General features: G+C 61.9%; 31 protein-coding genes. 12 read left to right on the forward strand and 19 right to left on the reverse strand.

The window, feature by feature from the left end:
* Positions 1 to 9: 9 nt before the first annotated feature.
* Positions 10 to 786: a class I SAM-dependent methyltransferase gene (locus tag ABDK06_RS06035; RefSeq protein WP_394939923.1), complete on the reverse strand. Its 777-nt coding sequence runs from the start codon at positions 784 to 786 to the stop codon at positions 10 to 12.
* Positions 787 to 830: 44 nt separating this feature from the next.
* Between ABDK06_RS06035 and ABDK06_RS06040 the strand changes: the two genes are divergently transcribed.
* Entirely contained in the window at positions 831 to 1229 is a 399-nt protein-coding gene (locus ABDK06_RS06040; protein ID WP_394939925.1) for a hotdog fold thioesterase, read from the forward strand.
* Between the two features lie 14 nt (positions 1230 to 1243).
* On the opposite strand, the gene ABDK06_RS06045 is transcribed toward ABDK06_RS06040, so the two are convergent.
* The 4 genes from ABDK06_RS06045 to ABDK06_RS06060 all read right to left on the reverse strand — a co-directional run bounded on the left by ABDK06_RS06045 (position 1244) and on the right by ABDK06_RS06060 (position 4779).
* Positions 1244 to 1837 carry a GNAT family N-acetyltransferase gene (locus tag ABDK06_RS06045; protein ID WP_394939927.1) on the reverse strand — a complete coding sequence of 198 codons (594 nt, stop codon included), beginning with the start codon at positions 1835 to 1837 and terminating at the stop codon, positions 1244 to 1246.
* Between the two features lie 130 nt (positions 1838 to 1967).
* Entirely contained in the window at positions 1968 to 2816 is an 849-nt protein-coding gene (locus tag ABDK06_RS06050; protein WP_394939929.1) for a 3-hydroxyacyl-CoA dehydrogenase family protein, read from the reverse strand.
* Positions 2813 to 3586, reverse strand: a complete 774-nt coding sequence (locus tag ABDK06_RS06055) for an enoyl-CoA hydratase/isomerase family protein (RefSeq protein WP_394939931.1) — start codon at positions 3584 to 3586, stop codon at positions 2813 to 2815. The genes ABDK06_RS06050 and ABDK06_RS06055 overlap by 4 nt, the downstream gene beginning before the upstream one ends.
* Positions 3583 to 4779 (reverse strand): thiolase family protein, encoded by a 1197-nt coding sequence (locus ABDK06_RS06060; protein ID WP_394939933.1) that lies wholly within the window; start codon positions 4777 to 4779, stop codon positions 3583 to 3585. Before ABDK06_RS06060 ends, ABDK06_RS06055 begins: the two co-directional genes overlap by 4 nt.
* A 164-nt stretch (positions 4780 to 4943) precedes the next feature.
* Between ABDK06_RS06060 and ABDK06_RS06065 the strand changes: the two genes are divergently transcribed.
* Complete coding sequence (locus tag ABDK06_RS06065) at positions 4944 to 5375, forward strand: VOC family protein (RefSeq protein WP_394939935.1); 432 nt, start codon at positions 4944 to 4946, stop codon at positions 5373 to 5375.
* 7 nt (positions 5376 to 5382) lie between these two features.
* On the opposite strand, the gene ABDK06_RS06070 is transcribed toward ABDK06_RS06065, so the two are convergent.
* Positions 5383 to 5901 (reverse strand): VanZ family protein, encoded by a 519-nt coding sequence (locus ABDK06_RS06070; protein ID WP_394939937.1) that lies wholly within the window; start codon positions 5899 to 5901, stop codon positions 5383 to 5385.
* Between the two features lie 89 nt (positions 5902 to 5990).
* On the opposite strand from ABDK06_RS06070, the gene ABDK06_RS06075 reads away from it, so the two are divergent.
* Genes ABDK06_RS06075 through ABDK06_RS06085 form a run of 3 tightly spaced genes read left to right on the forward strand, consistent with a single transcriptional unit; the run spans position 5991 to position 8935 of the window.
* Positions 5991 to 6935 carry a 1,4-dihydroxy-2-naphthoyl-CoA synthase gene (locus ABDK06_RS06075; protein ID WP_394939939.1) on the forward strand — a complete coding sequence of 315 codons (945 nt, stop codon included), beginning with the start codon at positions 5991 to 5993 and terminating at the stop codon, positions 6933 to 6935.
* A gap of 10 nt (positions 6936 to 6945) precedes the next feature.
* Entirely contained in the window at positions 6946 to 8049 is a 1104-nt protein-coding gene (locus ABDK06_RS06080) for an AMP-binding protein (protein WP_394939941.1), read from the forward strand.
* 4 nt (positions 8050 to 8053) lie between these two features.
* Positions 8054 to 8935, forward strand: coding sequence for a 1,4-dihydroxy-2-naphthoate polyprenyltransferase (locus ABDK06_RS06085; protein ID WP_394939943.1), 882 nt, complete (start codon positions 8054 to 8056; stop codon positions 8933 to 8935).
* Between the two features lie 2 nt (positions 8936 to 8937).
* On the opposite strand, the gene ABDK06_RS06090 is transcribed toward ABDK06_RS06085, so the two are convergent.
* On the reverse strand, positions 8938 to 9294 hold the full coding sequence (locus tag ABDK06_RS06090) for a DUF4229 domain-containing protein (RefSeq protein WP_394939945.1): 357 nt from the start codon (positions 9292 to 9294) through the stop codon (positions 8938 to 8940).
* 92 nt (positions 9295 to 9386) lie between these two features.
* Between ABDK06_RS06090 and ABDK06_RS06095 the strand changes: the two genes are divergently transcribed.
* Positions 9387 to 9734 (forward strand): PLD nuclease N-terminal domain-containing protein, encoded by a 348-nt coding sequence (locus tag ABDK06_RS06095; protein ID WP_394939947.1) that lies wholly within the window; start codon positions 9387 to 9389, stop codon positions 9732 to 9734.
* A gap of 191 nt (positions 9735 to 9925) precedes the next feature.
* On the opposite strand, the gene ccsB is transcribed toward ABDK06_RS06095, so the two are convergent.
* The 5 genes from ccsB to ABDK06_RS06120 form a co-directional block, all read right to left on the reverse strand.
* The gene (gene ccsB, locus ABDK06_RS06100; protein WP_394939949.1) at positions 9926 to 11020 is read right to left on the reverse strand and encodes a c-type cytochrome biogenesis protein CcsB; all 1095 of its coding nucleotides are present in this window, start codon (positions 11018 to 11020) and stop codon (positions 9926 to 9928) included.
* Complete coding sequence (gene resB / locus ABDK06_RS06105; RefSeq protein WP_394939951.1) at positions 11020 to 12693, reverse strand: cytochrome c biogenesis protein ResB; 1674 nt, start codon at positions 12691 to 12693, stop codon at positions 11020 to 11022. The genes ccsB and resB overlap by 1 nt, the downstream gene beginning before the upstream one ends.
* Before the next feature lie 10 nt (positions 12694 to 12703).
* The gene (locus ABDK06_RS06110; protein WP_394940805.1) at positions 12704 to 13453 is read right to left on the reverse strand and encodes a cytochrome c biogenesis CcdA family protein; all 750 of its coding nucleotides are present in this window, start codon (positions 13451 to 13453) and stop codon (positions 12704 to 12706) included.
* 16 nt (positions 13454 to 13469) lie between these two features.
* Positions 13470 to 14099: a TlpA family protein disulfide reductase gene (locus tag ABDK06_RS06115; RefSeq protein ID WP_394939953.1), complete on the reverse strand. Its 630-nt coding sequence runs from the start codon at positions 14097 to 14099 to the stop codon at positions 13470 to 13472.
* 77 nt (positions 14100 to 14176) lie between these two features.
* The gene (locus tag ABDK06_RS06120; protein WP_394939954.1) at positions 14177 to 14839 is read right to left on the reverse strand and encodes a histidine phosphatase family protein; all 663 of its coding nucleotides are present in this window, start codon (positions 14837 to 14839) and stop codon (positions 14177 to 14179) included.
* Between the two features lie 127 nt (positions 14840 to 14966).
* Between ABDK06_RS06120 and ABDK06_RS06125 the strand changes: the two genes are divergently transcribed.
* The 3 genes from ABDK06_RS06125 to ABDK06_RS06135 all read left to right on the forward strand — a co-directional run bounded on the left by ABDK06_RS06125 (position 14967) and on the right by ABDK06_RS06135 (position 17166).
* A complete protein-coding gene (locus tag ABDK06_RS06125) occupies positions 14967 to 15518 on the forward strand; it encodes a YceI family protein (protein WP_394939956.1) in 552 nt (183 codons plus the stop codon).
* 126 nt (positions 15519 to 15644) lie between these two features.
* Positions 15645 to 16385 (forward strand): hypothetical protein, encoded by a 741-nt coding sequence (locus ABDK06_RS06130; protein WP_394939958.1) that lies wholly within the window; start codon positions 15645 to 15647, stop codon positions 16383 to 16385.
* An 85-nt stretch (positions 16386 to 16470) separates the two neighbouring features.
* The gene (locus ABDK06_RS06135) at positions 16471 to 17166 is read left to right on the forward strand and encodes a hypothetical protein (protein ID WP_394939960.1); all 696 of its coding nucleotides are present in this window, start codon (positions 16471 to 16473) and stop codon (positions 17164 to 17166) included.
* Here ABDK06_RS06135 and ABDK06_RS06140 read toward each other — a convergent pair.
* Together ABDK06_RS06140 and ABDK06_RS06145 are read right to left on the reverse strand one after the other, a co-directional pair.
* Positions 17137 to 17808, reverse strand: a complete 672-nt coding sequence (locus tag ABDK06_RS06140) for a redox-sensing transcriptional repressor Rex (RefSeq protein ID WP_394940806.1) — start codon at positions 17806 to 17808, stop codon at positions 17137 to 17139. The genes ABDK06_RS06135 and ABDK06_RS06140 overlap by 30 nt on opposite strands.
* Before the next feature lie 85 nt (positions 17809 to 17893).
* Positions 17894 to 18184: a glutaredoxin family protein gene (locus ABDK06_RS06145; RefSeq protein WP_394939962.1), complete on the reverse strand. Its 291-nt coding sequence runs from the start codon at positions 18182 to 18184 to the stop codon at positions 17894 to 17896.
* 71 nt (positions 18185 to 18255) lie between these two features.
* On the opposite strand from ABDK06_RS06145, the gene ABDK06_RS06150 reads away from it, so the two are divergent.
* Positions 18256 to 19068, forward strand: a complete 813-nt coding sequence (locus tag ABDK06_RS06150; protein ID WP_394939964.1) for an HAD family hydrolase — start codon at positions 18256 to 18258, stop codon at positions 19066 to 19068.
* A 59-nt stretch (positions 19069 to 19127) separates the two neighbouring features.
* On the opposite strand, the gene ABDK06_RS06155 is transcribed toward ABDK06_RS06150, so the two are convergent.
* The 4 genes from ABDK06_RS06155 to ABDK06_RS06170 form a co-directional block, all read right to left on the reverse strand.
* The gene (locus tag ABDK06_RS06155) at positions 19128 to 19226 is read right to left on the reverse strand and encodes a 30S ribosomal protein bS22 (RefSeq protein WP_003792170.1); all 99 of its coding nucleotides are present in this window, start codon (positions 19224 to 19226) and stop codon (positions 19128 to 19130) included.
* Positions 19227 to 19313: 87 nt separating this feature from the next.
* Positions 19314 to 19526 (reverse strand): helix-turn-helix domain-containing protein, encoded by a 213-nt coding sequence (locus tag ABDK06_RS06160; RefSeq protein WP_394939997.1) that lies wholly within the window; start codon positions 19524 to 19526, stop codon positions 19314 to 19316.
* A gap of 216 nt (positions 19527 to 19742) precedes the next feature.
* A complete protein-coding gene (locus ABDK06_RS06165; RefSeq protein ID WP_394939999.1) occupies positions 19743 to 20186 on the reverse strand; it encodes an ArsR/SmtB family transcription factor in 444 nt (147 codons plus the stop codon).
* Between the two features lie 447 nt (positions 20187 to 20633).
* Positions 20634 to 21842 (reverse strand): acetoin utilization protein AcuC, encoded by a 1209-nt coding sequence (locus tag ABDK06_RS06170; RefSeq protein ID WP_394940001.1) that lies wholly within the window; start codon positions 21840 to 21842, stop codon positions 20634 to 20636.
* Between the two features lie 126 nt (positions 21843 to 21968).
* Between ABDK06_RS06170 and ABDK06_RS06175 the strand changes: the two genes are divergently transcribed.
* Positions 21969 to 23378: a TrkH family potassium uptake protein gene (locus ABDK06_RS06175; RefSeq protein ID WP_394940003.1), complete on the forward strand. Its 1410-nt coding sequence runs from the start codon at positions 21969 to 21971 to the stop codon at positions 23376 to 23378.
* Positions 23371 to 24057 carry a potassium channel family protein gene (locus ABDK06_RS06180; RefSeq protein ID WP_394940005.1) on the forward strand — a complete coding sequence of 229 codons (687 nt, stop codon included), beginning with the start codon at positions 23371 to 23373 and terminating at the stop codon, positions 24055 to 24057. Before ABDK06_RS06175 ends, ABDK06_RS06180 begins: the two co-directional genes overlap by 8 nt.
* Before the next feature lie 45 nt (positions 24058 to 24102).
* Here the strand turns inward: ABDK06_RS06180 and proC are convergent, their stop codons facing one another.
* Positions 24103 to 24939: a pyrroline-5-carboxylate reductase gene (proC, locus tag ABDK06_RS06185; protein ID WP_394940007.1), complete on the reverse strand. Its 837-nt coding sequence runs from the start codon at positions 24937 to 24939 to the stop codon at positions 24103 to 24105.
* Between the last annotated feature and the right edge of the window lie 476 nt (positions 24940 to 25415).

A 25415-nucleotide genomic window follows, 5' to 3' on the forward strand; every position in this document is an offset into this window, starting at 1 on the left:
GACGGCTGGTCAGGTTTGGAAGGGATTGCTGACGATCAGGGTGAGTGAACCTTCGAAGAAGGGCTGGGTCCGGAGCGTCCCGAATTTCTCATCCCATTGACCGTTGCGCAGCTCGGTCCGGAGTTTCTCAACCGCCTCGGATTGCTCCTGGACGCTGAGAAAACTCCACGCCGAATTGGCCAGCCTGGCACCGGGCTCCAAAAGCACTTCCGGCCTTCCGTAGTACGCCTCACCGAATCCGTCGGAGCAATGCAGCGGAATCGGCACCGGATGGATCGTGGCTCCGCCGAGCAGTTCAGCGATCGTCTGCGGCGCCGGGTAGCGGGAAGCTTCGGTGGCGATCACCTCGGGAGCGTAGTCCACCAGCCAGAACCTATCCAGCAGCGCCGGATCACAACTCAGGATCACCACCGGCCCTCGCGTTACACGCCGCATTTCAGCCAGTCCTTTCGCCAGGTCCTTCCATTGATGAACACTGAAGGTGGCCATCGAGGCGTCGAAAGAGCCATCGTCGAAAGGCAGGTTTTCGGCTGTGGCGTCGATGGCCCGCACCAGTTCGGCGGGTCGTTGCGCCCGCATCGTGGCACTGGGTTCCACCGCGGTCACCTGGCGATCCCGAGGTTCGTAGGATCCAGCGCCAGCACCGACATTGAGTACTGTCTTGGCGTCAGCCAGAGCTTGTTCAATATGCTGCGCGATCAGCGGCTCGGGACGCCGGTAGCGAGTGTAGCCCGAGCCGATGGAACCGTAGTCGGCGTCACCTGCGCTGCCGTCCCGAGATTTCATACTCCGAGCTTAGCCTGAGCGAATCCGGCGATTACAGTGAAGTCATGGCAGAGTCACTGTGGAAAATTCAGCTGGGCGAACTGGACGAGAAGATGGGCGTGCAGATCGTCGAGGAGTCCATCGAGCGAGTGGTGGCGACCATGCCGGTAGTCGGCAATCGGCAGTCCTTCGGCCTGCTGCACGGCGGGGCTTCACTGGCGGTGGCCGAGGCGGTGGGGTCCTGGGCTGCGGTGATCTACGCCTCCAGCATCGGGAAGACCGCGGTGGGCGTCGACGTCTCAGCCACCCACCATCAGTCCGCCAGGGAAGGCAGCATCACCATCACCGCGACTCCTCTGCAGTTGGGCCGCGCCCTGACCAGCCATCAGGTGCTGATCAGCAACGAAGCCGGGAAGCGGCTGTGCACCGTGCGAATCACCAATCTGCTGCTGGAGAAGAAGTGACCGGCAAGAAGTGATCAGCGCTTTTTATTCACTCTGAATTCCAGGCCCGACTTCACCATCGGCCATTCAGAAGCGATGATGGAGAACACCACGGTGTCTCGCACAATGCCGTCCGGCATCCGCAGATGCGCGCGCAGGACGCCGTCCTGCTTGGCCCCCAGCCTGGCGATCGCCTCCCGCGACTGCTGGTTCATCCAGTGCGTGTGGAACTCCACCGCCGCGCATCCCAGAGTCTCGAAGGCGTGCCTCATCAGCAGGAGTTTGGAGTCAGGGTTGGTTCCGCTGCGCTGGGCGCTCGCCGCATTCCAGGTGTAGCCGATCTCGGCCCGGGGAGTGTGAGCATCGATATTGCAGTAAGTAGTCATGCCGATCAGCTTGCCGTCGCTGAGCCTTCGGGTGCTGAAGGGCAGCATCGAACCGGCTTCTTGCAGGCTCAACCTGCGTTCGATCTCCTGCCGCATCTCTTCGGGAGAGGGCACCCTGGTGTACCAGAGTTTCCATAGCTCACCGTCTTTGACCGCCTCTACCAGCTCGTCGTGGTGTTCCAGGGAAAGCGGTTCCAACTGGACGTACTTACCGGTGAGCGTGACAGGTTCGAAGAGGGCCATGAAACCATCCTAGGGGTTCAGCAGCAACCGCCGGATAGCGCCAATCTCGGCCGCCTGGCCCCCTGATTGAAGCCAATAATTTTCGACGCCGGCCGGTGCCGCAGCTAATCGGACAAGAGCCCGGACCCCACTACCAGCGGAAAAAGCCCTGACCGCTCTTTCGCCCCAACTCGCCGCGGGCCACTTTGTCCCGCAAGATCTGCGGCGGCGCGAAGCGCTCGCCCAGAGTAGAAGCCAGATACTCAGCGATGCCGAGCCGCACATCGAGGCCCACCACATCGGTGGTGCGCAACGGCCCCATCGGGTGCTTATAGCCCAGCTCCATAGCGGTATCGATGTCCTCAGCGCTCGCCACCCCTTCCTCCACCATTCGCATGGCTTCCAGGGCAATCGCGACACCCAGCCGTGAGGAGGCGAAACCGGGTGCATCCCGCACCACAATGGCCCGTTTGCCCAGTTCGGCGATCCATTCCTGGGCCGCGCTGATCAGCGAATCTTCGCTCCGCTCTCCCGCCACCACCTCGACCAAGGAGGAGGCCGGTACCGGGTTGAAGAAGTGCAGGCCCAGAAACTGCTCCGGTCGGCGCAGCGTGGCTGCGAGCGCATTGACCGAGAGCGAGGAGGTATTGGTCGCCAGCGCCGCACCGGCGGAGAGCACCTGCTCAGCGCGGCGGAGCGCCGAGACCTTCAACTCGAATACCTCCGGAACGGCTTCGATCACCAGCTCGGCGTCGGATAACTGCTCGATGGCATCGACGACGCTGAGCCGTTGCAGGCAGGCTTCGGACGACTCTTTGAGCGCTCCTCGCTCCGCCGTTTTCCGCACCGCCTCGGTGACTCGTTGCTGAGCGGCGGCCACGGCGTCCTGAGCGGCTTCCGCGACGGTGACCCGGCAGCCGTTGATCAGGAAGGCGTGGGCTATGCCCGCGCCCATCCGGCCACCGCCGATCACGCCGATCGACTCCGGCAGCTGACTCATCGGCGATCTCTCTTCTCTAGGAACGCGGTCATTCGCTTGAACTTCTCCTCGGATTCGAAGAGCACCGCCTGCGCCTGCAAATCCACCTCGGGATGCGCGTCGCGCGGACTATGGAAAGCGGCCTTCGTATACTGCACCGCGAGCGGGTCCTGTGCGGCGATTCGATCGGCCAGGGCATCGGCGGCCCCCAGCAACTCGGCTGGATCGTGCAAGGAGCTGACCAGTCCGGCGGCGAGTGCCTCTTCCGCGTTCAGCACCCTTCCGGCCAGCAGGATCTCTTTGGCCAGCGGCTCCCCCACCAGCTCGCGCAATCGCCAACTGGCACCGGCCGCTGCCATGATCCCGAGTGAGGTCTCAGGGTTCCCGATCCGGATGCTCGGCGTGCCGATCCGGAAGTCGGCGGCGAAGGCCAGCTCAGCACCCCCGCCCAGCACATAGCCCTCGAGGGCGGCGATCACCGGCATTTTGAGTTCGGCAATCCGGATGAAAAGTTTGATATTGATCCCTTGCAGCGCATCCTCACGACGTCGTTCGCGCAGCTCGGCGATATCCGCACCCGAGGCGAAGACGCCAGTCTTTTCGCCGTCACCGGCAGCGCCGGTGAGGATCAGGATCTTCGGGTTCCGCTCAAGTTCAGCGCAGACCCGGTGCAACTCGTCCACCATCTGCTGGTCAATGGCATTGCGCACCTCGGGGCGGTTGAGCCGGACCAGCAGCCGATCGGCGCGCTCCTCGATCAGCAGGGTCCGCGCTTCTTCGGAAAAACTCATACCCGTTCCACCAGCAGAGCGGTGCCCTGCCCGACACCGACACACATCGTGGCCAGGCCGCGATGTGCACCTTCGCGTTCCATCCGGCCCAGCAGGGTGATGGTGATCCTGGCCCCGGAGGAACCCAGTGGGTGCCCCAAGGCAATCGCACCGCCGTCAGCGTTCACGATCTCCGGGTCGAGTCCGAGCCTGCGGATACTCGCCAGAGACTGGGTGGCGAAGGCTTCATTGAGTTCGACGGCGCCGATCGAGGAGAGCGCGACACCGCTGCGCGCCAGCAGCTTCTCGGTCGCCGGTACCGGTCCCAGGCCCATCACCTCGGGGGCCAGGGCAGCGCTGACGCCCTCGACGATTCTGGCCCGCGGAGTCAGGCCAAAACGGTGGAGCGCCGCCTCTGAGACCACCAGAATCGCTGAGGCCCCATCATTGAGCGGCGAAGAATTCCCTGCGGTCACCACGCCGTCCTGCCGGACCACCGGGCGCAGCCCCGCCAAGCTCTCCATGGAGGTGTCCCGCCTCGGCCCCTCATCCGCGGACACCGTGACCACGGAGCGGCCCGCTCTGGCCTGCACCGGGATGATCTCCTGGGTGAAATGACCGGCGTCAATCGCGGCTATCGCTCGCTGATGTGAGCGCAGCGCGAAAGCATCGGCATCTTCGCGAGTGATGCCGTCAAGGGAGGCGACCTCTTCTGCGGTTTCCGGCATCGAGAACGTGGCCTTATCCCGCCCCTTGAAACGCGGGTTGGTGAAACGCCAGCCGATCGAGGTGTCAAAGACCTCGCCGGGCCGGGCAAATGCCTTTTCGGGCTTGGCCATCACCCAGGGAGCCCGGCTCATCGATTCGACGCCCCCGGCGATCACTACGTCCGCCGCACCGGCCTTGATCATATGAGAAGCCATCATGATGGCCGACACGCCTGAGGCACAGAGCCGGTTCACGGTGATTCCCGGCACCGAATCCGGCAGTCCGGCCAGCAGGAGCGCCATTCTGGCGACATTCCTATTGTCCTCACCGGCTTGATTGGCATTGCCCAGGATGACCTCATCGACCTGCGCGGCGTCGATGCCGGTTCGTTGCACCAGAGCGGCAAGAGTCACAGCAGAGAGATCATCCGGCCGCACCGAGGACAGTGCACCGCCGTAACGCCCCACCGGAGTTCGGACACCATCAACTAGAAACGCCTCCGTCATATCCGCTCCTCAGCGTCAGCTTCCCCACCGCCAGCAACATTACTGACCGTTCGTTCTATAAATCAATATTCCACAGCTTGAGAAGACCGGTCAATCATCATTCAAGGACCGCAATTGTCCTGAATGGACTGTTCTTACCTCGCGCAGCACCATAGCCTGCCACTATGAGCTACTCAGTCCAGATCGCCGTCGACTCGAAGAATCCGCATCTGCTCGCCGATTGGTGGGCCGAGACCCTCGGCTGGCAGGTCGAGTCGAGCAATGAAGACTTCATCCGCTCGATGCTGGCCCAGGGCTACGCCGAGGAATCCGACACCATCGTGTACCGCGGAGCGCTGGTCTGGAAGGACGGCGCCGCGATCAACCCGCCGGAGGGATTGCCGGGCGGTGCCCGGATGCTGTTCCAGTCCGCCCCGGAAGAGAAAACCGTGAAGAACCGAGTCCACCTGGATATCAGGGTGACGGGCAACTCCAAGGACGAGGTCAGAGCGAGCTTGGAAGCGCGTGGCGCGCGCTTTCTCTGGCACGCCAGTCAGGGGCCTCACGCTTGGTACACCATGGCAGACCCGGAGGGGAATGAGTTCTGCGTTTCCTAGTCGGGGCCTATGGCCCGGAGCCTTCGGGAGTCTCCGTCTGCCCTGTCAGGGCTCTTCGGCGTCGAGCCAGCCAGAAGCACAGCAGTGCCCCCAACAGGCCACCCAAGCTATTGGCCAGGACGTCCGTCCAATCAGCGGTACGTCCGGCTAAGAACGCGGCCTGGGATACCTCGACCAGGGTGCTCAGCACGATCAGCAAAGGGACCGCCAGGAACCAGCGGCGCCCGAAGAGCACGGCGAGAAAATAACCCAAGGGGAAGAACATCGCGATATTGGCGCAGAACTCAACCAGACTGTAGTCCACAAAGCTCGGCACCCCCGCTCGATGCAGGGCATTGAGAAGATAAGAGAGGGCGGGTGCGACTCCCTCATCGATGTGGCTGGGCCAGAACACCGCGAGAAGCACCACGACGCCGTAGATCGATAGACCCCACCAAGCCCACCTCCTGGAAAGCCGCTTCATTGGCCCACCGGCGTCGCAAAAACGAGGGGTGAGGCCAGGCATTCCATCGTTCCAGTCTGCCATCTAGGGCGGAGCGAGGCTAAACTGGGCGATTATCGGCCTGCTTTCGGACCGATCCGGTTCCCCGACCGAGCGAGAAGTAGAATGTCCCGGTGAGCGAATCAACGGCCGAGCAGCCCTCAAAAGTCTCAGATATCTTCGATCCCAGCCGCTGGCGCACAGTGACAGGTTTTGAGGATTTTCAGGATCTCACCTACCACCGCCAGCATGAGAACGGGGTGGATCTGCCGACCGTGCGGATAGCCTTCAACCGGCCCGAAGTCCGCAATGCCTTTCGCCCCGGCACCGTGGATGAGCTGTACCGGGCGCTGGACCACGCCCGGATGACCCCGGAAGTGGCCACCGTGCTGCTGACCGGAAACGGCCCCAGCGCCAAGGATGGCGGGCACTCCTTCTGCTCCGGCGGGGATCAGCGGATCCGTGGCCGAGACGGCTACCGCTACGCCGAGGGCGAGACCCGCGAGACCATCGATCCAGCCAGGGCAGGGCGCCTGCACATTCTGGAGGTCCAGCGTTTGATCCGCACCATGCCGAAGGTGGTGATCGCCGTCGTCAATGGCTGGGCGGCTGGCGGTGGCCATTCACTGCATGTGGTCTCGGACCTGACTTTGGCTTCAAAACAGCACGGCAAGTTCAAGCAGACCGATGCCACCGTGGGATCTTTTGACGCCGGCTACGGCTCGGCACTGCTGGCACGGCAGATCGGCCAGAAGCGCGCCCGGGAGATTTTCTTCCTAGCCCGGGAGTACTCCGCCGACGAAATGGTGCAACTGGGAGCGGTCAACGAAGCCGTTGACCACGAAAAGCTTGAAGAGGTGGCTCTCGAATACGCCGCGGATATCGCCCGGCAATCTCCGCAGGCGATCCGGATGCTGAAATTCGCCTTCAATCTCGCCGACGATGGCCTGGCCGGGCAGCAGGTCTTCGCCGGAGAAGCCACCAGGCTGGCCTATATGACCGATGAAGCAGTGGAAGGCCGTGACGCTTTCCTGGAGAAACGGGCTCCCGACTGGTCAGCATTCCCCTATTACTTCTAGGTCGCGGCGCATGCAGATCAAGGAAATTCTGACCGCGCTCTCGGCCGCACTGGCTGGTGAGGGGCCGGCGGTTTGCTTCGACGCTGAAGGAGCACGGCTCCTCGAAGCACCCGAGGGCATCGCCGTGGTGATCGGCACCTCCGGTTCCACCGGCACCCCCAAGCGGGTGATGCTGGGCGGCGAGGCTCTGGCAGCCTCCTCCTTCGGCACGGCCTTGAAGCTACAGGGGGAAGGGCAATGGCTGCTCGCCCTGCCGTTGCACTATGTAGCGGGGGTTCAGGTACTTGTCCGGTCGCTCTTCGCCGGGACCTACCCGGAGATCATGGCGGGTGGATTCAGCCCGGGGGCCTTCATCACGGCGGCAGCGAGCATGACCGATCCGATCCGCTACACCTCCTTGGTGCCGACTCAATTGAGCCGCCTGTTGGAGGTACCGGAGGCTTTGCCTGCTTTACGCCGATTCAACGCCATCTTGCTAGGCGGCGCACCGGCGTCCCCAGATTTACTGCAGCTCTCCCGGGAATCCGGCGTCTCGGTGGTCACCACCTATGGCAGCGCGGAGACTTGTGGCGGTTGCGTTTATGACGGCGAAGCTCTCGACGGCGTCGAGATTGCGCTCCGGGAGGATTCCGAGGGGCGGCAGGTCATCTGGTTGGGCGGCCCCACGATCGCCGCTGGTTACCTGGGCGATCCGGAACGAAGTGCCGAGGTCTTCCAGACCGTCCAGGGCCTGCCCTGGTACCGGACATCGGATCTCGGTGAGTTCGATGCCGAGGGCCGGCTACGCATCCTAGGGCGAGTCGACGATGTGCTGATCACCGGTGGCCTCAAAGTATCGGCCGAGCTGGTGGCAGCCGAACTGCGCAGCATCCCGGGAGTGCGCGAAGCTTTCGTCACGGGCCTGGACGACCCTGACTGGGGGCAGAAGATCGTCGCGGCGATATCCGGCGAAACCGAGGAGACGGCACTGCGTCAAGCCGCAGCCGAGCTCTTGGAACCGCATGCTCTGCCGAAGACTTTCCTGCTCCTCCACGAGCTGCCGTTGCTCCCTCAAGGCAAAGTGGACCGGCAACGACTGATCGAACTCTTACGCCTGAAAGATCGGGGAGAATAGAAGGATGGCAAATGCAGCACAGTGGGTGGAGGGCGCTCGATTACGCACCCTTCCAATGGCTATCGCCCCGATCATCGTCGGTTCAGCAGCGGCTTTCGAGTTGGGCGCTTTCAAGTGGCTGAATGCCCTGCTGGCCGCTGTGGTCGCGCTCTTCCTGCAAATCGGGGTGAACTATGCCAATGACTATTCAGACGGCATCCGCGGCACGGACGACGTCCGGGTAGGGCCGCTTCGACTGGTCGGTTCGGGGGCTGCTAGTCCCCAGCAGGTGAAGTTCGCGGCTTTCGGTACCTTCGCGGTCGCCATGCTCGCCGGGCTGGTCCTGGTGGTCATCTCGCAGTCCTGGTGGTTCCTGCTCATCGGGGTGGCCTGCGTGCTCGCTGCCTGGGGCTATACAGGCGGTAAGAATCCCTACGGCTATCTGGGGCTCGGAGATCTTTTCGTCTTCGTGTTCTTCGGGCTGGTGGCCACTTTGGGCACCACTTACACTCAGGCTGGACGGCTGAGTGTACCCGCGCTGCTCGGCGCGATCAGCACCGGATTGATCGCGGTGGCGCTGTTGATGGCGAATAATGTCAGAGATATCCCGACCGATTCCGAGGTGGGGAAGCGGACGCTCGCGGTGCGATTGGGCGATCGGAATGCCAGGCTGAGCTATGTGCTGCTGTTAGGCATCGCGATCGTGCTGCCATTGCTGCTCGTGCTGGAGAAACCCTGGGTGCTGATGGTGCTGCTGCTGATCCCGGCAACGCTAATGCCGAGCTGGATCATGCTCTCAGGTAAGTCGCGGAAGGCCTTGATCCCGGTGCTGCGGCAGACCGGGCTGATCAACCTGGGTTTCAGTGTGCTGTACGCGGCGGCGCTGGTGCTTTCGAAGGCCTTCTGAGCTTAGATCCGCCGCGAACCGTCGATGTTCTCGGGGAGTTGAGCAGCCTGGCCGGTTTTAGCCGGTTTGCGGTCCACGTCGATCTCCAGATCGGGATGCTCCTCGAGCAGGGAATCCTCAATCGCATCGTCGCTCATGGGTTTACTGGCCCGGGCACGGCGGGCTTCGGGCGAGACCATGGTGCGAATCGAATCCGCTGCGGCATTGCGCTGCGGTCGGAAGAACAGATAGGCGACGCAAAAAGCCATCAGGGTCGCCGCAATCGCGGAAAAAATGATTCCCAACCCCAGGAGCATGAAAATCACGAAGAGCGGGATCAGGATTCCCGCTCTGATCAGAAAGTACTTCAGAAACGCCACGCCTCTAGTTTACGCTTACTTCCTGTCGCTTCCTTGTGGACGGTGTGTGGTCGCCCGTCAAGGTCTTCGCAGAGCTCCGGATAGAATGAACCATGCTCCGTTTACTGCCGTTCATCATTCTTCTCGGTCTTGAGATCTATGCGTTGATCGATTGCCTGCGCAGCGATGAGCAGCACATTCGCAATCTCCCCAAAGTCGGCTGGGCCTTACTGATCGTCTTCATTCCGCTGATCGGGCTCGTTCTGTGGTTCACTCTGGGGCGGCCGCGCTATCAGGCCGAGCCCCCGGTGCGCAAAGCTCCGATGGCTCCGGATGACGACCCTGATTTCCTGCGAAATCTCGACATTGCGCGGCGACAGAAAACCGAAGAAGAGCGGCTCCGGCTGCTTCGGGCCGAGCTCGAGGAACGAGAGCGCAAGCTCCGCGACCAGGAGAGCTAGCTCTGCTGCAAGCCGCACCCCTTCTGAACGCGGCTTCCCGACGTCGTTATTATCCGGAGTCGTGAGTGGTTTCGTGGGTGGGGCCCCGCGTCCGAGGGACCCGGACTGAGCCTGCGAAGTCTGGAGGCGTGGGTGGGGCCCCGCGTCCGAGGGACCCGACGCGAAGTATGAGCGTTGGGAGGACGTGGGGACTAGCTCGGTGAAACCCCGCCGTAGGAGTGCAGGCCAGTGAAGAAGATATTGACAGCGGTGAAGTTGAAGACGATGCAGGCGTAGCCCACGATCGACAGCCAAGCCGCACGGGTACCGGTCCAGCCACGAGTCGCCCTGGCGTGCAGATAACCGGCGAAGACCACCCAGATCACGAAGGTCCAAACCTCCTTGGTGTCCCAGCCCCAGTAGCGGCCCCAGGCCTTCTCCGCCCACATCGCTCCGAAGATCAGGGTGAGGGTCCAGCCGACGAAGGCAATCGCATTGAGCCGGTAGGAGAGGTTCTCCAGGCTCAGCGCTGATGGCGCCAAGCGCATGAAGGGCAGCCGGTCCTGCAAACCGGCCTCCAGCTTTGCCTCCCTGCGCGATTGGATGAGTTGCAGCACGCTCATCGCGAAGGTCAGGGTGAACAGCGAGGCGGAGAGCACCGCGATGGAGACGTGGATGACCAACCAGTAGCTCTGCAGAGCGGGCACCAGATGACCCACCGGTACCCAGAAGGCGCTGGAAGCGGCGAAGAGCATCACCAGCACCAGGCCGATCACGAAGGTGCCGAGGAAGCGCAGGTCACGCCGGGTCAGCACGATCAGGAACACCGCGGCTACCAGGAAGCCGCCGGTGGTGCAGAACTCGTACATATTGCCCCAGGGCACCCGACCAGCTGCCAGGCCGCGCAGCACCACGCCGGTGCCGCAGAGCAGGGTGGCAAGAATCGTGACGGCGACGGCGGCCCTAGCGGCCGGGCGGCGTTCGCTGCCACCGTATTTCATCGACTCATCGGCCAGCAAAGGTGAGCTCTTCCCAGAGTGACTGCTTGGCCGCTCGGCGAGATCCAGGGTGGTGCCGTTAGCTGACTCCGCGTTCACCGCTGCCGATTGACGTTTGACGACGGGCTGACTTAGCTGAGCGGCTTTGACCAGCTGGGCTTCACGCGACTGAGCCTCGATGGCCCGGGTCGTCCGGCTGGAAACCACTAGATCCCAGGTGAAGGCGCAGAAGGCCACCGCATAGGTCACCCCGGCTAGCAGGATGAAGAGCGCGCTGTACTCGCCTAGCTGTTCATTGATCTCGGGCATTAGCTTTCCTTCGCTTTCGAATCCGGCTCCGGCTCCGTTGAATCGTTCTTCTGATTCTCCGCCAGTGCCCAGACTTTAGCCAGTTGGGACCGTAAGAGGGCGGCTTCGCGTACCAATCGGTAGTCCTCGCCGCGGGCCAGTAGGCCGTATTCGACCATCACCCGGCCGTCGGGGTGCTCCCCCGCCCGCACCCAGACCCTGCGGCGGGAGAGGAAGAGCGAGCCGATCAGTCCGAGCAGCGCGGTGGCCGCGAAAACCAGCACATAGACCTGGGCCGGGTTGTGCCGGATCTCCAGGCCCGCATAGCGGGTGATGTTGTCGAAGGTGATTGAGCCCTTGCCGTCCGGGAGCTGATAGGTCTGACCACCGAGCAGGGTAATGGCCCCGGAGGGAAGCTTCCGATCATTGAGCGCGGTGAGCTTGGAGGCGTCAAGGTTGAAGACATTCTGCGGAACACCTTTATCGAGCCCGAGATCACCAAAATAAGAGTTGAGAATCACCTCTGGGCGGCCTAGATCAGGATCGATGCTGATATCCAGTCCCTCAGCGTTCTTGGCCGCGGTCGGCAAGAACGTACCGACAAAACTCAATTGATCAGGTTTGGCATCGGGCACCTTGATCACCAGTCCAGAGCTGTAGGTGGGGTCCGGGACTCCGCCAATCACCCAGTCGGAAAAAGCGACCTTGCCGTTCCCGTCCTTAATGGTGAAATGCGGGGCGTAGCCATTGCCCAGCAGGTAGACATCGGTGCCGCCGATACTCAGCGGCTCATTGACCTTGAGTTCCTTCTGCACGGCTGGGGCATCCGGTGATTCCTTGACCGTCATCTTGGCGCTGAAATCGAGCGGCTGCACTTTTTTGGCGTTGGCGTTCCGGTCGAAGACGATATTGAACTGATCCAGCTTGATCGAATAGGGCTGCAACCAGTCCGAGTTGAAATTCGTGCCCGGGCTGAAGGAGTCGTAGCCGATCAGGGTGTTGACGAAGCTGTCCCCGGTAACCAGCACGCGCTGCCCGGAGTATCCGAAGAGCCCTCCGATGGCGACGGCCACCAGCACCCCGATCAGCGAGAGGTGGAAGAGCAAATTGCCGACTTCCTTGAGGAAGCCACGCTCAGCGCCCACGCTCGGTCGGTCGCTGTCGGCTCTCACCTCAACCCGATAGCCCCGGCGCTTGAGCACCGCTGCGGCGTCCCGAATGGCTTGCTCGGCACTCAGGGACTGCACTGCGGGAACCTGTAAAGTGCCGTATTCAGCGAGCTTCGAAAGCCTGCGCGGGGTGCGCGGCGGAGCCGAGCGCATCGCTTTGTAATGCTGTCTGGCACGCGGCAGCACGCAGCCGATCAGCGAGATGAAGAGCAGCACATAAATCGCCGAGAACCATGGCGAGGAGAAGACGTCGAAGAGCTTTAACCAGTCCATCACCGGGCCGGTGACCGGATTGTCCTTGATGTACTGAGTGACCGCTGCGGGGTTCTGGATGCGCTGCGGAAAGGTGGACCCGGGGACCGCGGCGACTGCCAGCAGCAGCAGCAGGAACAGCGCGGTGCGCATTGAGATCAGCTGCGTCCAAGCCCAGCGCAGCATGCCCCAGAAACCCAATCGGGGCAGCACGGGCTCCGATGTTTCGGCTTGCCGCTGCTTTTTCTTTTCGCTCATTGCTCTCTCAGTCATCGGCCGTTCCTCAAATCGGCAACTCCACGGCAAAGATCCAACCTTGCAGAGTGCTGATCAGATAATTCCATACCCCGGTCACCATCAGCAGACCGAGCACGATCAGCAGACCGCCACCGATCCGCTGCAGGGCGAGTTTGTGCCGCTTGAAGAAACCCAGCGCGCCCATACCGCGGCGAAAGCCCAGCGCGATCAGCAGAAAAGGCAAGCCGAGCCCCAGGCAATAGACGAAGGTTAGCAGCGCACCCTTAGCGGCGTCTGTGCCTCCGGAGAAGGAGAGCAACTGCACAGCGCTCAGCGTCGGGCCGATGCAGGGCACCCAACCCAAACCGAAGGTCACGCCGAGGATGGGAGCTCCCCAGAGTCCCGCCGGGGGTTTGCCATGAATCTTGGCCTCGCCTTGCAGGAAGGAGAAGCCGCCGAGGAAAACGATGCCGAGAACGATCACCACAATGCCCATCAGCTGGGTGATCCAGGAGGCGTTGATCGATAACCAAGCACCGAGTCCGCCCACCGCAGCCCCGAGCAGCACGAAGATCACCGTGAAACCGAGTACGAAGAGCGAGATGCCCAGCACCATCCGGCCACGGCGTTGCTTAGCTAGATCGACTCCGGTGAGCCCAGTGACATAGCCCAGGTAACCGGGCACCAAAGGGAGCACGCAGGGCGAGAGGAAAGACACCAGTCCGGCGAGCAGAGCCACCGGGAGGGCAAGCAAGAGCGAGCCATTCTGCACCGCCTCGGCGAAGGGGTTGTTCAACACTTTCTCAAGCTGTTCACTTCTGAGCCGAGTTCCCCTCGGCCGTTTTCCCTTCGGCCAGCGCACTGCTGATCAGCGCTTTGAGCGTGGATTTATCGGCCACCCCGAGAATCCGTGCGGCCACCCGGCCCTCTTTGTCCAGCACCAAGGTGGTGGGAACAGCCGAGGGCGGTACGAAGCTGGAGACCGCGAGCAGCACTGCGCCGTCTTTATCTTTGAAGCTCGGGTAAGTGGTCTTGAAGGTGCGCGCGAAGGCATCCGCATTGGCGACGTCGTCCCGCACGTTGACCCCATAGAACAAGGCGCCCTGAGGGGTGAATTCCTGATTGAGGGCCTCTAGATCGGGCGCCTCCAAGCGGCAGGGAGCACAGGCCGCGTACCAGAAATTCAGCACCGTGACCTTGCCTTTGAAGGTCTTGGCGTCCACGTTCTGCCCGTTCAGCAGGGCGCCGGCAAACTGGACGGTACCACCCCGCTGATCGACGGCGTACTCAGTCACCGAACCGTCGCCGGCGATATAGTTCTTACCGTCCCCCGCCTTGGCCTGATCAGCCAGCGGGTCGGAAGCCGCGCAACCGCTCAAGGCGAGCGCAGCACTCGCAATGATGGCTGCGCTTGCGCCGAAGAGCGCACGTCGATCTAGCATCTGTTCTGCTCACCCACACTTCTACAGATTGTCGAAATTCAATTGTCGCGCATTACTCTGCCGGTCTCAAGCCGTCGCTAAGCGCCAGGAGTGGCGGCGGCGCCGGGCAGCAGCGCGGCCGCCGGTTCGCTGTAGCGCACTCCCCGCACGTGAGCGCCATCAAAATCGATGGCGGTAATGGAAGCCAGGGAGCACTCCCGCTTCCGTGGATCGTGGAAAAGACGACGGCCCTGCAAGCTCAGATGCGTCACCCAGATCGGCAGTTGATGACTCACTAAAATCGCCTGAGCCCCGTCGCCGCCCCGTTCAACGGCGGTTTGCCGAGCCGTTTCAATGGCCCCTCGCATCCGTAGCAGCTGAGCTTCGTAGGGCTCGCCCCAGCTGGGCCGCAGCGGGTTCCAGAGGTATTTCCAGTACCGCGGCTTGACCAATTCGGTAGCATTGACCCTGGCTCCTTCGAAGTGGTTCCCCGCCTCAATCAGCCGCTCATCGGTTTCCAGTGCGAGCCCCAGAGCGCTGGCACTGGGTTGCGCGGTTTCCTGTGCTCTGGTGAGCGGAGAAGCGGCAAGATAGCTGAACACAGCGCCGTCCTCCGCCAGAGCACGGAAGTACTCAGCCACCAGAAAGGCCATCGACACCCCTCGATCAGAGAGGTGAAATTCGGGCAGCCGACCGTAAAGCACCTGATCGGGGTTGAAGACCTCACCGTGACGAAGCAGGTGAACGGTAGCTTGGGCCATCCACCTATTCTCTCAAACGAGATTAAGAAAGGTTAATCAGTCCTGGAATAAACCATACGTTTGCATGATTCTTAATCGTGAACGGGCCTTCCCGTCACCCTTGTCGAACAAATACTTAGGAGTCACCATGAGCGTTGAAACCATTCCCACCGGATTGACCACCGGCACCTGGGCCCTCGATAACTCGCACAGCCAGATCGGCTTCACCGTTCGCCACGCCGGAATTTCAAAGGTGCGCGGCGAATTCACCGATGCCAGCGGTGCCGCCGTGGTCGGCGAGAGCCTCGCCGACTCTTCGGTACAGGTCACCATCAAGTCCTCCAGCTTCGACTCAGGTGATGCCAACCGCGACGGCCACGTCCGCGGCGCTGACTTCTTCGACGTCGAGCAGTTTCCGGAGCTGAGCTTCAACTCAACCTCGGTAACGGCTTCCGGTGAGACCTACCAGCTGACCGGCGATCTGACCATCCGCGGCATCACCAAGCAGGTCACCTTCGACACCGAATTCAACGGAGTGGCGGTTGACCCCTTCGGCAACACCCGTGCAGGTTTCAGCGCACAGACCGTGATCAGCCGTAAGGACTTCGGGCTGACCTGGAATGCCGCTCTGGAAGCCGGTGGCGTCCTGGTGGGCGATAAGGTCACCATCAACATCGAGGCAGAATTCACTGCCGCCTAAGGGTTTGTTCTGAGGCCGCCGTACCGGATCGACTGTCGATGAATTCTGGTACGGCGGCCTTTTTGTGCCCTGTTTTGTGACCTCCGCTTCCTATGCAAAAGCGCTGAACAGCAATACAGTGTTGCCATGAGTACACCCCCAGAGAACCCGAATCCAGGCCAGCCAGGCGAACAGCCTGTGCAGCCTCCCGCTGATCCTTATCAGGCGCCTGGTTATCAGGCACCTCAAGGGGTGCCACCCGAGCAGCCCGCGGCCCCTCAGCAGCCTTACCAGCAGCCCGGTTACCAAGCTCCGCAAGGCGCCCCGCAGTACCAGCAGCCCGGCCAGCCGCAGTATCAGCAGCCCGGCCAGCCCGGTCAGGGGAATTTCCAATTCCAGCTGCCCACGGACACTCCCAAATCTTTCGATGAGGTGCTGCCCAAGGGCGGCTTCTCCGGAATCTTCAATCTGGGCGGACTGCCGCAACTGCTGAAGATCTCCTACGTGCTCTGGCTGATCACCGCTGGGATCTGGCTGCTGACCACCATTTTCGGTTTTATCGGCAGCCTCGTGCTGCTCGGCCAGGGCGATAATCTCTTTGGCGTCTACGTCGAAAGCGGCTACTATCGCGGACTCGGTATTAGGGGAATCATCATTTCGATCATTGCCCTGGTCGTGATCGCAGCCATCGTGGTCTTCGCGATGAAGCTCAAAGAAGGGCTGCAATGGGCGCGATTCGCCTTGACTGCGGTAGCCGTAGTCTCCATCATTCTGACCGCCTTCGGTGCTTGGGTCAGCCTGATCGGCATTGTCGCCACCGTGCTGATGTGGTTGCCGGAGTCGACGGCGTGGCTGAATTCACGTCGTAGCGCACCGCCAGTCGGCTAATTCAGTTCACTCACAGAGTGGTCGGGGTAGGGTTGAATTCCCACCTCGGCCACTCTTTTTAACCGCAAAAACCCCAAGGAACCCGATGAGCACGCCACATCCCGGAGAACCAGCCAATCCTGATACTCCGGATTCCGCTTCGCCCCAGCCCGGCCGTGGGCAGTTCCCCGAAATCGCTCCGGGAGTGCCGCGTTACGGCCAATACGCCCCACCCGGCTATCAATCCCCGTTCCAGCAGGAACAGGCGAATCAGCAACAGAATCCCGGCTTCGGATCCAGCTCTGGGCCCTCCGCACCGGCGGGTAGCGCAGTCCCTCGACAGATCAAGAGCGCCTTTGCGCTGATCCTGCTGGCGGGTGCCATTATGCTGGTCAGCGCGGTGAGCAGCGCCTTCCTGGCCAATTCTCCTGAAATGCGCGCCGCGCTGCTCAATCAAATCAAGCAATACCCGGGGATCGACTCCTCGGGCATCGACATCTCCTCGGTGATCACCGGATCGATAATCTTCGCCGTGGTGCTCGGCTTTGTGTTGGCCGGGCTCTATGCGCTGATCGCCTTCAAGATCCGCGCCGGGCGCAATTGGGCCAGAATCCTTGGCACCGTGCTGGCTGTCTTTTCCCTGGGGTTCCTGATCGCCTTCAGCCCGCTCGTGCTCTTGCAGGTGGGCTTCGGCATTTTCGGTATCATCTACTGCTGGCTGCCGGCCAGTAGAAGCCATTTCGAACCGAAACCCCGCGTCCCCGGCAACTATTCAGGCGGTAGCGGTTCCGGCCTCAGGTAACCGTTGCGCATGGTAGGCGAGAATCTGCAGTTCAGTCGCCATATCGACCTTGCGCAGGTTGACGTGGTCTGGCACCTGCAAGAGCACCGGGGCAAAGCTCAGAATGCTCTGCACTCCGGCCTCAATCACCCGATCGCAGACCGCTTGCGCGGCTTCAGCGGGAAGCGCCAGCACCGCCATATTGGCTCGGGTGCGCCGCAACACGTCTTCCAAGTGGCTCGCATCAGAAACCCTCAGCCAGCCGACCTCCTGACCAATCAGCAGCTGATCCTGGTCCAGCAGGGCGACGACGTCGAAGCCTCGTGATTCGAAGCCTGCATAACGCGCCAACGCGCGTCCCAGGTTACCCGCGCCGATAATGGCGACCCGCCATTCCTGGGTAAGGCCCAGCGCGACGGCGATCCGGCGGCTCAGGAACTGCACTTCGTAGCCGACGCCCCGAGTACCGTATGAGCCCAGATAGGAAAGGTCTTTCCGCACATTGGAGGAACTCACCCCAGAGGCTTCGGCGAGTTCCTCCGAGGAGACCCTTTCGGCGCCTTCCGCGAGTAAGGCATTGAGCGCCCGCAGGTAAAGAGTCAGCCTGGCCACAGCGGCCGGCGGTAGGGTCCGGGCCTGAGTTTCCAGTTCCTGGGCAGGCAGGCTGCCAGCACCTTCTGCGGAATTCAGTGGAAACTGCGGCGTAGACACACCACAACTCTAGATCTTCGCAGAAGACAATCCCAAGTCAGTCGTTCTTCGGGCGGCTCTGGCGGTCCCGTAACAAACGACGCATTCGCTCCGGGTCGATGGTCCAGAAATCGCGTTGCACCCCGTCGATCAGCAGTACAGGGACTTCCTCGGCGAATTTCGCATAGTCGGGCCGTAACCGTCCGTGTTCGTCCAGAATGGACTGCTCCAGCACGGAGAGCCCGAATTCAGCGCTGATTGAGGAGGCCAGTCGTCTCGCCTCCGCGCAGAGGTGACAGTCGGGCTTCACTACGAGGGTCACTGCTTCGGGTAGCGGGGTTGGGCTCACCTGACCACCGTACTTCAAAGTCAGCCGGGGCGGCTTAGGGTAAAACCACGAAAACTGGCTAAACTCGTAGCATGCCCGAAGTGAATAGCGTTGTAGTCGAGGCATCTTCGACTACCTCTGAGCACCAGGGCGAAGCTGCATTTTTCGACGTCGACAACACCCTGATGCGTGGGGCCAGTCTCTTTCACTTGGCCCGCAAAATGTATCAGAAGAAGGCTTTCACACTGCGTCAGGCCGTCGGTTTCGCCTGGAAGCAGGCGAAATTCATCCTGCGCGGCGAAGATCTGGATGATATTCATTCGGTACAGAATTCTGCGCTCACCCTGGCTGCGGGCATCAAGGCGGATTTCGTCACCAATGTCGGTGAGGAAGTCTATGACGAGATGATCGCCTCGAAGATTTGGCCTGGCACCAGGGCGCTCGCCGAGCAGCACCTCAGGGTGGGCCGCAAGGTCTGGCTGGTGACGGCGACACCCATTGAGGTTGCGGATGTGATCGCCTCGCGGCTGAACCTCACCGGCGCCCTTGGCACGGTGGGGGAAATCAAAGACGGCGTCTACACCGGCAAACTGGTCGGCGAAATCCTGCATGGACCGGCTAAAGCGGTGGCCATCAAAAAGCTCGCCGGGCAGGAAGGCCTCGAGCTGGAACGCAGCTGGGCCTATAGCGATTCCTATAACGACATTCCGCTGCTTACCTCGGTGGGCCATCCGGTGGCGATCAACCCGGACGCCAAATTACGCCGTCATGCCAGGGATCATAACTGGCCGATCTATGACTTCCGCTCCGGACGGCGGGCTGCTACGCGCGGGCTGCGGGTGGCAACAGCCGCTGGCGTGGTTTACGGGCTGTGGCGTGGATTCAGCCGGATTCGCAACCGCTGAGACTCGCGCTTAAGACGAAGAAGGCCCGCCACCGGTGGTGACGGGCCAGGCACAAAGCCTTACTTCTTATTGCGACGCTGGTGACGAGTCTTGCGAAGCAGCTTACGGTGCTTCTTCTTCGCCATCCGCTTGCGGCGCTTCTTAATTACTGAACCCACAAAGTCCTCACAAACTTGTTTCCTGGGCTAACCGCCAAGGAGTATCAACATAATTGACCGATCTGGATCTTTACTAGGGTACAGCCTCTAGGCGGTCTCCGCCGAACCGCCGAAACCGAGGCTGCGCAAATGCTCTGAGACGGCGTTCTCCGGAACCCGATAAGAACGACCGAATTGCACCGCCGGGAGCTCCCCAGAACGGATCATTCGATACACCGTCATCTTTGACACCCGCATCACTTCCGCGACCTCGGCCACGGTGAGAAAACGTACATCTGAGAATGTGTTTCTCTCAGCCATATCTGGAACCCTTCGCTCTTGAGTTGAAATGCACAACCCACGGCGGCAGGATCACCTGACCGCATCAAAGTTACTCTAGATGCTGAAGTGACCAATGTGAAAGTGCTTTACCATAACTTTATATTGCGGAGCCTTAGCCACGCCACAGTGTTTACATATTTTTCACTCATACTGACGCATCGTGATGAGTGAAAATGCCGTTGACGGCTGGGAGCGCTAGTCTCGACGTCGGCCAAACTTCGGCAGATTGGCCAGCAGATCCGCCGCCTTGGTGGCGGCCCGCCCCACGCTACGCCCGATTTGCTGGGGCATTGAATCGGTGTCGAGTTCAGCCTCGGGGGCTAGCGCCAGACCGGGGGCCGACTGCGGTTGAGCGGCCCGGGCAGGCGATGCGGCTCGGGGAAGCCCGAAACTATCCAGCCACTCGGAGACCGAGCTCAACGGGCCTGGCTCGAGCCGGTAATAACGGCGTTGCCCGTCAGCACGCATGGCCACCAGCTCTGCTTCCCGGAGCACCCGTAGATGCTTGGAGACGGTGGGCTGACTCGCCCCCAATTCTTCGACTAACTCACCTACAGCCTTATCGCCGCCGCGCAACGCCAGCAGAATATCCCGTCGGGTTCGCTCTGCAAGTACGGTAAAGACATCTTCGTTCACCATGGAACTACCCTAACGACATATAACCGAATTGGCATCTCTTCAACCTGAAAGACTGCCGGGAATTCACTGGCGATCCCCTGCCTCTCCGCCCGATCAAGGCGCCCGAGGGACCCGAGCTGAGCTTGCGAAGCTTGGGAGCATCGCTCTCGGGGAGCGTCCCGGGGCCACGCGCCCGAGGGCCCCGCTTCGAGGAACGAGAAGTGGGAGGGCCCATCCGAAATAGAGTGGGACGCTGGGCCCACGGCATCGAGGGACCCACGCTGAGCGGAGCGAAGCTTGGGAGATGACGGGGAGGGCCCCATCGTGGCGCTAAGAGAACGAACAAGGCCCCTGCCCGAGCCCGCGAGGGAAAGGGGCAGTTCGTGAACGGACACTATGGGAGCGTCCTGGGCCCACGCGCCCGAGGGCCCCGAGCTGAGCCTGCGAAGCTTGGGAGGGCGTGGGGACTTAGTCGAACCAGGGGTCCAGGCCGTAGAGCGGGAAAATCTCCTTACGGGTCGCCATCACCGCGCGGTCGAGCGCATCAGCGGGATTGTAGCCGACTTCCCAGGACCGCCACCAGATATCCACCTCGTCGCCCATCAGAAGCGGCGCCTGAGCCCCGAACTGCGCACTCACGCGTTCCCGCCAGGCAAGCGGGGTCTCGGTGCGCAGCGGAACCGCTTTGCCGCTCACAATGGCGATCAGATGGCTCCAGACCCGGGGAACCACGTTCACCACGCTGTAGCCTCCGCCACCAACCGCGAGCCAACGCCCCTCGCAGAGCTCATTCGCCAACGTGGAAAGGCTCAGTGCAGCTTCGCGTTGCGCATCGACGCTGGTATTCAAATGAGTCAGCGGATCATCCCGATGCGAGTCGCAGCCGTGCTGCGAAACGATTATTTCAGGACCGAATGCCCGCACGATCTGCGGCACTACGGCGTGGAAGGCGCGCAGCCAGCCACCGTCACCGGTGTGCGCAGGCACGGCGATGTTGACCGCTGAGCCCAGCGCCTGCGGGCCGCCGATCTCATTGGCGAAGCCGGTACCGGGAAACAGGAACAAACCGCTCTCGTGCAGCGAGACGGTCAGCACCCTTGGATCGTTATAGAAGATGCTCTCCGTGCCGTCCCCGTGGTGAGCGTCGATGTCGATGTAGGCGACCTTGCTGACCCCGGCGTCGAGCAAGCGCTGGACCGCTGCGGCGGCGTCGTTGTAGATGCAGAAGCCGCTGGCCTTACCACGGCTGGCGTGATGCATGCCCCCGGAAAAATTGACGCCCCGCTGGGATTCACCCGAGAGTATCGATTCCACGGCGAGCAACGATCCGCCGACCAGCCGCGCACTGGCCTCATGCATTCCGGCGAAGGCCGGGGTCTCCTCGGTGCCGAGTCCGCGGTCCTCTACGGTGTGAGGATCCGCGCTCACCGAGCGGACCGCCGCAATATAGTCGGCGTCGTGCACTGTGAGCAGCTGCTCATCGCTGGCCACATAGGGCTTCAGCACGGAGACGCCGTCCCGCTCGAACAAGCCCAGTTGCTCGGAGAGCTCGGCCGTCAGCGCGAGCCTCGCGGGTGACATCGGGTGGCTCGGTCCGAAGTCGTAAGCGGTCAGGTCGGAGTCCCAGACCACGCAGGTAGCCGGGGCGAGCAGCTTTGCATCAGTTGGCGAAGACATCTCTGACAGGCTACGTGATCCGGGGCACCGTGGCGCAATCGGGACGAACTGCCCCACACTCGGGCAAAAGTGGTTTACTACTTGTCAGATCAGCATTTTCTTTCGAACAAGAAAGTTTCCCTTTCGATGGCCAAGAGTCAGCCCGCCTGGCGCCCGCAGCACGAACGCGGTCGTTTCGCTTTCGTTGCTGCGCTGCGGGATTTCATCGACTCAGTGGCCAGTTCCTCCCCCGCACGCCTGGCGCTGATCGTCTTCATTGTGGTCATCATGTTTTTCACCACTTTGCTCTCGCTTCCTGCGGCAGCCACCAACGGCCAGGTGACTCCTTTTCACGACGCGCTCTTCACCGCGGTCTCCGCGGTCTGCGTCACCGGACTGACTACCGTCTCGACGGCGCTGCACTGGACGTTCTTCGGCCAATTGGTGATCCTGATCGCCATTTTCGTCGGCGGCTTAGGCATCCTGACACTGGCCTCGCTGATGGCCTTGATGGTCTCCAGACGCCTCGGTGTCCGCGGCAAGCTGATCGCTCAGGAGGCGATGAACGCCGGGAAACTGGGTGAAGTCGGCACCTTGCTGCGCATCGTGATCACCACCTCGGTCGCCGTCGAAATCATTCTCGCGCTGGCGCTAATCCCGCGCTTCATCATCCTGGGCGAGCCCTTCTGGCTGGCTGTCTGGCACGGAGTGTTCTACTCGATCTCAGCCTTCAATAACGCCGGTTTTACACCGCATTCCGACGGCCTAGTGCCCTACGAGGCCGACCCCTGGATCCTCACTCCGCTGATGGTCGGAGTCTTCCTGGGCTCCCTCGGTTTCCCGGTGATGATGGTCTTGCTCAGCAACGGCCTGCGGATCAAAAAGTGGAATCTGCACACCAAGCTCACCATCCAGGTCTCCTTGATCCTGGTACTGGTGGGTATGGTCGGCTTCGCGGCCTTCGAGTGGACCAACTCGCGGAGCATCGGGAATCTCTCCGACGGCGATAAACTGCTGCACTCGCTCTTCGCCTCCATCATGACCCGGTCCGGGGGCTTCAATCTGGTGGATATGAATAGCCTGGATCCGGTTTCCCGGGTTTTCACCGATGCGCTGATGTTCGCGGGCGGCGGTTCGGCGTCGACGGCGGGCGGCATCAAGGTCACGACGCTCGCGGTGATGTTCCTCGCGATTGCCGCCGAGGCGCGAGGCGACGCCGACGTCAAGATTTATGGACGCACCATCCCGCAGGGGACTATGCGAGTGGCGATCTCGGTGATCATCATGGGCGCGACCTTCGTCTTGCTCGCCACCGGGGCGCTGCTGATCATCAGCGATGCCCCACTGGACACCGTGCTCTTCGAGGTGATCTCCGCCTTCGCCACCTGCGGCCTGAGCACCGGTTTGAGCGGCCAATTACCGCCCGCCGGAGTCTATGTGCTGGCCGCTTTGATGTTCGCCGGCCGAGTGGGCACTATCACTCTCGCTGCCGGTCTTGCCCTGCGCCAGCGCCGCCAATTGTTCCACTATCCCGAAGAGAGGCCGATCATTGGCTGATAAGAATGGATCCAATTCCCGTCCCGCCCATAACGCCCCCGTTCTGGTGATCGGGCTGGGCCGCTTCGGTTCCGCAACGGCTGAGCAGCTGGTCAAACAAGGCCGCGAAGTGCTCGCGATCGAGCGCGACCCCAGCCTGGTACAGAAGTGGTCGGGCACGCTGACCCATGTGGTGGAAGCAGACGCCACCAATATCGATGCACTGCGCCAACTCGGCGCTCAGGACTTCAATTCCGCCGTCGTCGGAGTGGGTACTTCCATCGAATCCAGCGTGCTGATCACCGTGAATCTGGTCGATCTGGGCATCGAGCACCTCTGGGTCAAGGCGATCACGCAATCCCACGGCAAGATCCTGAGCAGGATCGGTGCCAACCATGTGATCTACCCCGAGGCCGACGCCGGGGTGCGCGCCGCACACCTGGTCTCCGGCCGGATGCTGGACTTCATCGAGTTCGACGACGACTTCGCGATTGTGAAGATGTACCCACCGAAAGAAACCCAGGGATTCACCCTGGCAGAGTCCAAAGTGCGCTCGAAGTACGGGGTGACCATCGTCGGGATCAAATCCCCGGGGGAGGATTTCACCTACGCTCAGCCGGATACCAAAGTTTCAGCCCGCCATATGCTGATCGTTTCGGGTCACGTCGACCTCCTGGAGCGCTTCGCGGCCCGGCCCTAGCGTGCTCTCAGCGGCGCTCCAGGCCTGCCCCGAGAGCAGAACACGCTAAGCCCTATCCAGCTCCGCGGTGATGGCGTCAGAGCGCTGTACGGCCGCCTGAGCCCCGGCGAGCACAATGCCGGGCAAGCCCTGCTCATCGAACACCGCGATGGCGCGCTCCGTGGTGCCGTTCGGGCTGGTCACCGCTTTGCGCAACGCGGTGGCATCCGCGCCTTCCGCGCCGAGCATCAGACCGGCTCCGGCGACCGTCTCGGAAGCCAGGGTCTTCGCCGTCGATTCATCGAAGCCCAGTTCACGAGCTGCCGAAGCCATTGCTTCGGCGAGGTAGAAGGCGTAGGCCGGGCCGGATCCGCTGATCGCACCGATCGCTGGCATCTGTTCTTCCGGCACCTCGAGCACCACCCCTGAGCCCGCGAAGACCGCTTTGGCCAGCTCGGCCTGCCGCTCATTGGCCGCACGGCCCAGGGAGAGCCCGACGACGCCGCGCCCCACCATGAGGGGCGTGTTCGGCATGCTCCGCACCACGGCCTGCCCCTCCGGCAAGGCCCGCTCGATCTGCTCGATGGTCACCGCACCGGCGACGCTCAGCAGCACTGCATCGGGTTCCAGCGCGGCTGAGATCTCACGGCAGAGCGGAGCGATCTGCGCAGGTTTGACGCCGAGCACGACGACCTCGGCACCGGCCACCGCAAGAGAGTTGGCCTGAGGTTCCTCCGACGTCGCAATCACGGCAATACCGTGCCGTTCCGCGAGCTCCTGCGCGCGTTCAACCCGCCGCACGGTAGCGACGACCGAAGCAGCTTCAACCGGCCCCGTCAGCAGCCCGGCCAGAATGGCCTCACCCATGGACCCGCAACCTAGAAAGGCAATTCGATTCGTCATGACTTCATCTTTCCACCAAGGCTCGTGGCTTTTCGAATCTGTGCTGAATCGGCTCGTATCCAAGAAGGAAGAAACAGTTCTGAAGCCATTTACCAAAACGATTTTAGATTGTCAGCCAATTCCCAGCTTGATAGCAGCTTGCCCCCAGAGAGGGCGTCTAACTTAGTAATTACCTCATTAAGGTGCGAGTGATTGCGGACTGGTCGTTCTTAACGATCGGTTACAGCGCCGGAGAGTCGGGCAGTGTTCCCCCCAACCACTGCCCCTGACGACTCTCCGGCGCTTTCTCATTTAAATCGACTTCTGCTCTGCAAGCCCCCGAAACCAGCCCCCTCCGAGACCAGCCGTCCCACCGAATGTTACGGATGGTGCAGATGTGGCAAGGATCCGGCCTCATCCGTAACTTCTGCACCACTCAGTGGGACGGCTGGATTCAAAGCACGTGGTGTTGGTGTGGCGGACCTTGGCTGATCAAT

This window comes from Psychromicrobium ferritrahens (assembly GCF_043789415.1).
In the GTDB taxonomy this organism is placed as follows: domain Bacteria; phylum Actinomycetota; class Actinomycetes; order Actinomycetales; family Micrococcaceae; genus Renibacterium.